Genomic DNA, 5932 nt, shown 5'->3' with positions numbered 1-5932 from the left:
CCCCGCAACGCGACGATCTGGTCGAGATCGTCGCGTTGCGGGGTCCAGCCGAGCTCGGCGCGGGCGAGATCCGAATTGGCAACCACCGCCGCGGCATCGCCAGGGCGACGGTCGCCCATCTTCACCTCGAAATCACGGCCAAAGGCACGGCGCACGCTGTCGATGACCTCCAGCACCGAATAGCCATGGCTGTAGCCGCAATTGGCGACGAGGCTCTGTCCCCCGGCACGCAGCCGCTGCAGGGCCAGGCGATGCGCCGCCGCCAGGTCGCTGACATGGATGTAGTCGCGCATGCAGGTGCCGTCCGGCGTCGGATAATCGGTGCCGAACACCTGCATGAACGGCCGCTTGCCGAGTGCCGTCTCGCAGGCGACCTTGATCAGATGGGTTGCGCCCGGCGTCGACTGGCCGGTGCGGCCCTTCGGGTCGGCGCCGGCGACGTTGAAGTAGCGCAGCGCCGTATAGCGCAGGCCATGCGCGATCGACGCGTCGCGCAGCATCCACTCACTCATCAGCTTGGACAGGCCATAGGGCGATTCCGGCGCCAGGCGGGCGTCCTCGCGCACCGGCTCCAGCCCGGCGCCGCCGTAGACGGCGGCGGTCGAGGAAAAGATGAAATTGGGCACGCCTTCGCGCACCGCGGTTTCGATCAGCGTGCGCGTCTTCGAGGTGTTGTTCTCATAATAGCTGAGCGGGTCGGCGACCGATTCCGGAACCACGATCGAGCCGGCGAAATGAATGATCGCGTCGACCTTGTTCTCCCTGATGACCGCGCCAACCAATTCCTTGTCGGCGACATCGCCGACGACCAGCTTGGCCTCCGGCGCCACCGCCCATTCGAAACCGGTGGAAAGACGGTCGAGAACGACCACGCTTTCGCCGGCATCCAGCAGCTCCCAGACCATATGGCTGCCGATGTAACCGGCGCCGCCTGTCACCAAAACTGTCATCCGCGTCCTCGCTTATCCAAGATTTATCGGAAACTGTCTCAACCCCGCTCTACTGGAAAGCCCGCCGCATGGCCATTGGACCCCTGGTAACCGGCATTGCCGGCCAGTGGCATTGTCCTGAAACAAAGTTCATCCACATCAAGGGAATAGGCCACGATCCGCGGTCGTTAGGAACAGGTCCGGGGCGTGGCATTTTGACCAAAAAGGCCAGGTGGACGACCAACAGGCCAATGATTATGATCCCGCGCAAAAATTGGGAAGTCGACATGAACTATCAGCGGTTCTTCGAGGAAGCGATCGACCAGCTCCATGCCGAGCGTCGCTACCGCGTTTTCGCCGACCTCGAGCGGATCGCGGGCAAGTTCCCGCGCGCCATCTGGCGTTCCAATGGCCGCGCCGAGGAAATCACCGTCTGGTGCTCCAACGACTATCTCGGCATGGGCCAGCATCCCGACGTCATCGCCGCGTTCCAGAATACCGCTGGCAAGATGGGTTCGGGCGCCGGCGGCACCCGCAACATTTCCGGCACCTCGAACCCGCTGGTCGAGCTTGAGCTGGAACTGGCCGACCTGCACGACAAGGAAGCGGCCCTGGTCTTCACCTCCGGCTTCGTCTCCAACGAAGCGTCGATCTCGACCATTGCCCGGCTCTTGCCCAACTGCCTGATCATTTCGGACGAGTTGAACCATGCCTCCATGATCGAAGGCGTGCGGCGCTCGGGCGCCGAAAAGAAGATCTTCCGCCACAATGACGTGGCGCATCTGGAAAGCCTTTTGCAGGCGGCGGGGCGCGAACGCGCCAAGCTGATCGTCTTCGAAAGCGTCTATTCGATGGATGGGGACATCGCGCCGATCAAAGAGATCGTCGAACTCGCCGAGCGCTACAACACCATGACCTATATCGACGAGGTCCATGCCGTTGGTATGTACGGGCCGCGCGGCGGCGGCATCACCGAGAGCGAAGGCCTGGCCGACCGCATCGACATCATCGAAGGCACGCTGGCCAAGGCATTCGGCACGCTGGGCGGCTACATCACCGGCACCAGCGCTGTGATCGACGCCGTGCGCTCCTATGCCCCCGGCTTCATCTTCACCACGGCACTGCCGCCGGCGATCGCCGCCGCGGCCACCGCGTCGATCCGCCATCTCAAGCGCTCGCAGGCCGAGCGTGACGCCCAGCAGCAGCAGGCGAGCCGAACCAAGCACGTCCTCTCGGCCGCCGGCCTGCCGGTGATGGATTCGCCGACGCACATCGTGCCGCTGCTGGTCGGCGATCCCGAGGCCTGCAGGATGGCCAGCGACCGCCTGCTCGGCGTGCACGGCATCTACATCCAGCCGATCAACTACCCGACCGTGCCGCGCGGCACCGAGCGGCTGCGCATCACGCCAACGCCGTTCCATTCCGATGCGCTGATCGCGGGACTGCAGGACGCGCTGGTCGAGACCTGGGATGCGCTGGGCATTCCCTATGGTTCCACCGGCCGGCCTTCTGTCGCCAAGAGCGACCGGATCGTTCCGCTGCTGGTTCAGAAATCCGGCGGCTGAAACCCGCCGCCTGCCCAAACGGTCTTTGTCTCCTTTGCCCAGAGCAATTTGATCCTGCTCAATGCTTAAAGCTTTTCGATGCCTGAGAATGAAGTTCAAATCTTCCAGGAGCATCGCCATGCGCCATATTTCCCACACGTCTTTCGCTGACTTCACGCACGCTGGCCAGCAGGCGCAACAGTGGGTCAAGGAACTCGCCAAGGACCTCTGCTGGAGCGAGCCGAGCGCGTGCCGCCTTCTGCGGTCCGTTCTGCACACGGTGCGGGATTGGCTGTCGCCAGCGGAAATGGCCGATCTCTCGGCGCAACTGCCTGTTTTGGTCCGCGGCATCTATCTCGAAGGCTGGAATCCATCGGTGCCTGCGCATGAGCGCACGAAGCGCGACTTCATTATCAGCGTCAGAAACAGTTTCGGCTACGACGAGGAGATCGATTTCGATGTCGCGATCGGTGCCGTGTTCAAGCTTCTCGACCGTCACATTTCGCATGGCGAGATCGTGCAGGTCAGAAACTCGATGAAGAAGTCGCTGCGAAAACTGTGGCCGGTGGATTGACCGATGTTCCGCGACCGGGAAGACGCTGGGGTGAAGCTTGGCCTGGAACTGAACAGGCTTCAACTGCAGCAGCCAATCGTACTGGCATTGCCGCGTGGCGGCGTGCCTGTCGCAGTGGAGGTGGCCAGAGCTCTCAACGCTCCTCTTGACCTGCTGGTCGTCCGCAAGGTCGGCGCCCCAGGCAATCCTGAGCTGGCTGTTGCAGCAATCGTCGACGGCGACCCCGGGGAGGTCGTATTGAACCGGGAGATCGTCGAGGCCTATGCGCTCGATGAAGGCGAGCTACGCGTCTTGATTGCAAATGAGCGTCCAGAACTCGAACGCCGGCGTTCTGCCTATCGAGGGAAGACCAAACCGATCTCGATCGCGGGAAAGACCGCGATCATCGTGGATGACGGGGCCGCGACCGGTACGACCATGAAAATCGCGATCCGCGCCATAAAGCGCCGTTCGCCAAGGGAAATCATCGTGGCAGTTCCTGTTTCGCCGCAAGAGACGGTCGCTGAACTGGCATGCGAAGCAGATCGTGTGGTTTGCCTAAGTCAACCAGGACAGTTCCGTGCCCTGAGCTACCATTATATGCGGTTTCCTCAGCTCTCGGACAGTGATGTCGTCGCTGCCATGGGCGAGGCTGGCCGGTCGCAAACGGACAGGCAACACCTAAGTGGGCAACACGCAGCCGGTTCGAAAGTCGCCACGAAAACAATACCACGGAACAACCGAGAGAAATAGGAGATCACGCCATGCTGGTCCGAACCCTTTCTGCTTTGGAATGCACGAAAATACTGACTGCCAATCGGGTTGGCCGCCTGGCATGCGCAAAGGACGGGCAGCCCTACGTCGTGCCCTTCTACTACGCCCATTCGGATGCTCATCTTTACGCGTTTTCCATGCCGGGAAAGAAGATCGAATGGATGCGGGCCAATCCGCTGGTGTCCGTCCAGGTTGACGAGCATGGCCAGGGGCGAGGATGGAGAAGCGTCGTTGCCGACGGCCGGTACGAAGAGTTGCCGGATCGAATTGGCCACAAGCTCGAACGCGATCATGCATGGTCGGTGTTGAGCAAACATACCGACTGGTGGGAACCTGGCGCGCTCAAGCCCGTCATGCCTCCCACAACCGACAGTGCTCCGCACGTTTTCTTCCGGATTCTCGTCGAACAGGTGTCCGGACGAGAAGCGAGCGAGTAGTCGCCCCGTTAGGTCTTGCGAGAATTGAAGAGGGCCGGCGCAATCTGCACCGGCCCCATTTTCTGTTGAATTGCTACCGCGCCATCAAGACCGGCAGCGATTGACCCTCAAGCATTGACTTGGTGACCCCACCAAAAATCCGCTCGCGCAGTCGGGAGTGACCATAGGCGCCCATGACCATCAATTCGGCCGCAACATCGCCGGCATGTTGGCGCAGTACGTCGGCGACCGAATGGTTCGCGCTCGGCAGGCGCTCGACCGTAACTTTCACGCCGTGCCGGGCAAGATAGGCGGCGGCATCGGCTCCGGGTTCCGCGCCGTGATGGAACTCGTCCTCGATCGGGTCGACCATAACGAGGTGCACCTCTACCGCGCCCTTCAGCATATCGAGCGACTCGCGGACGGCGCGCGAGGACTCAAGGCGCGCGTCCCACGCGACCAGGATGCGTTTCGGCTTCAGCGTCGGGCGCGAGCCTTCGGGAACAAGCAGAATGGGCTTTCCCGATGAGAACAGCGTGCCCTCGATCACTTTATCCTTCAGCGCATGGCTTGCCAGCAGATCCGGTCCCAGAATGGTCAGATCGGCGTAGCGGGCACGCCTGCCGATGACATCGTCAGCCCATCCCGTGTCGGGATAGTCGTCGCTCAGATCAGCCGATACCGGGGCCTGTGAAAGAAAGGCGCCGACTGCCGATATTCGTTTCTCGAGCCTTTTCAGCTCGGCCTGACGCTCCTCGAGCCAGGCTGGTGAGACGATAGCAGCATACTCACCACCCGACGGCGGTGCGGCAAGCTCAAGGACGAGCACCGAAAGGTGGGCATCGATCTGTTCGCACAGAGAGGCGGCGAGCTTGAGATCGCCATCCCCCTGGTTCGGTCCGGTAACCGTAAGCAATGTCTTGAAGGACACGGCGGCAACTCCTCATTTCGCGTGAAGGTTCAATCGTTGCTGAGGCATAGCCGACAGGAGCCGGTGCGTTCATTGCGCTGGATCAAACGTCTTGGCTGTGGCGGCTATTTGATCCGCATCAACGTGCTGGCCTGCCAAGGCTGTAGGCTTCAGCCAAATAATCAGGGAAAACGCAGATGAGATTCCTGGTCGCGGCGGCTCTCGCTGGCATGACCTTCCATACGGCCAGTGCGCAGGACCTCGGCGACGGCAAGTCCGAATACATGAACTCGTGCGCCGTCTGCCATGGCCCGGACGGCAAGGGCAATGGACCGTTGGGCGACGAACTGTTGAAGCGTCCGAGCGACCTGACGCGCATCTCCAGTCGCAATGGCGGCGAATTCCCTTACTGGCGCGTCTATGCCGTGATCGACGGCCGAGCCATGGTCCCGGCGCATGGCGAGCGCGACATGCCAGTATGGGGCAGCCAGTTCCTGCCTGCCGACGTGAAAAGATACGGCCCGAACGCCGGCGAAATCGTCACCAGGGAACGCATCCATGAATTGGCAGGTTATGTCCAGACATTGCAGCAATGAGCGCAGATCGCGGAAACGCATTTCACAGGACAAATTAGGGAGGCCGGCCATGATCGTTGAAGACCAGCAAGCCACAGCCGCTTTCCTGCTTGATCCTTCCTCCTATGGCGCGACCGGGCCTGTTGAGGATATTGAGACCCACATATCGCGTCTCTTTCTGGTTGGCCAACGCGCCTACAAGATGAAGCGGGCGGTCAAGCTGCCCTATGT

7 protein-coding genes and 1 pseudogene are annotated in these 5932 nt (G+C 61.5%); 6 read left to right on the top strand and 2 right to left on the bottom strand.

Annotated elements, in window-relative coordinates; genetic code table 11:
- Positions 1-950, bottom strand: a 950-nt coding sequence (gene galE / locus EN932_RS26915) for a UDP-glucose 4-epimerase GalE (RefSeq protein ID WP_128369191.1), incomplete at its 3' end; no start/stop codon positions are given.
- Between the two features lie 266 nt (positions 951-1216).
- On the opposite strand from galE, the gene hemA reads away from it, so the two are divergent.
- The 4 genes from hemA (at position 1217) to EN932_RS26895 (ending at position 4237) form a co-directional block, all read left to right on the top strand.
- A complete protein-coding gene (gene hemA, locus EN932_RS26910) occupies positions 1217-2494 on the top strand; it encodes a 5-aminolevulinate synthase (protein ID WP_128369190.1) in 1278 nt (425 codons plus the stop codon).
- Positions 2495-2612: 118 nt separating this feature from the next.
- Entirely contained in the window at positions 2613-3047 is a 435-nt protein-coding gene (locus tag EN932_RS26905; RefSeq protein WP_128369189.1) for a DUF2267 domain-containing protein, read from the top strand.
- 3 nt (positions 3048-3050) lie between these two features.
- The gene (locus tag EN932_RS26900; RefSeq protein WP_128369188.1) at positions 3051-3779 is read left to right on the top strand and encodes a phosphoribosyltransferase; all 729 of its coding nucleotides are present in this window, start codon (positions 3051-3053) and stop codon (positions 3777-3779) included.
- Between the two features lie 11 nt (positions 3780-3790).
- Positions 3791-4237 (top strand): pyridoxamine 5'-phosphate oxidase family protein, encoded by a 447-nt coding sequence (locus EN932_RS26895; protein WP_128369187.1) that lies wholly within the window; start codon positions 3791-3793, stop codon positions 4235-4237.
- A 73-nt stretch (positions 4238-4310) separates the two neighbouring features.
- Here EN932_RS26895 and EN932_RS26890 read toward each other — a convergent pair whose 3' ends face one another.
- Positions 4311-5147, bottom strand: a complete 837-nt coding sequence (locus EN932_RS26890) for a universal stress protein (RefSeq protein WP_128369186.1) — start codon at positions 5145-5147, stop codon at positions 4311-4313.
- A gap of 176 nt (positions 5148-5323) precedes the next feature.
- On the opposite strand from EN932_RS26890, the gene EN932_RS26885 reads away from it, so the two are divergent.
- Both EN932_RS26885 and EN932_RS39110 read left to right on the top strand, forming a co-directional pair.
- The gene (locus EN932_RS26885) at positions 5324-5722 is read left to right on the top strand and encodes a cytochrome c (protein ID WP_128369185.1); all 399 of its coding nucleotides are present in this window, start codon (positions 5324-5326) and stop codon (positions 5720-5722) included.
- Between the two features lie 49 nt (positions 5723-5771).
- Positions 5772-5932: pseudogene (locus EN932_RS39110) on the top strand (aminoglycoside phosphotransferase); the annotation flags it as partial.

Origin of the sequence: Mesorhizobium sp. M7A.F.Ca.US.002.01.1.1 (assembly GCF_004022955.1) — a bacterium.
GTDB classification, from domain to species: Bacteria; Pseudomonadota; Alphaproteobacteria; order Rhizobiales; family Rhizobiaceae; genus Mesorhizobium; species Mesorhizobium ciceri.
The sequence above is the reverse complement of the archived record's forward strand: the minus strand, read 5'-3'. Positions and strand labels throughout refer to the sequence as shown.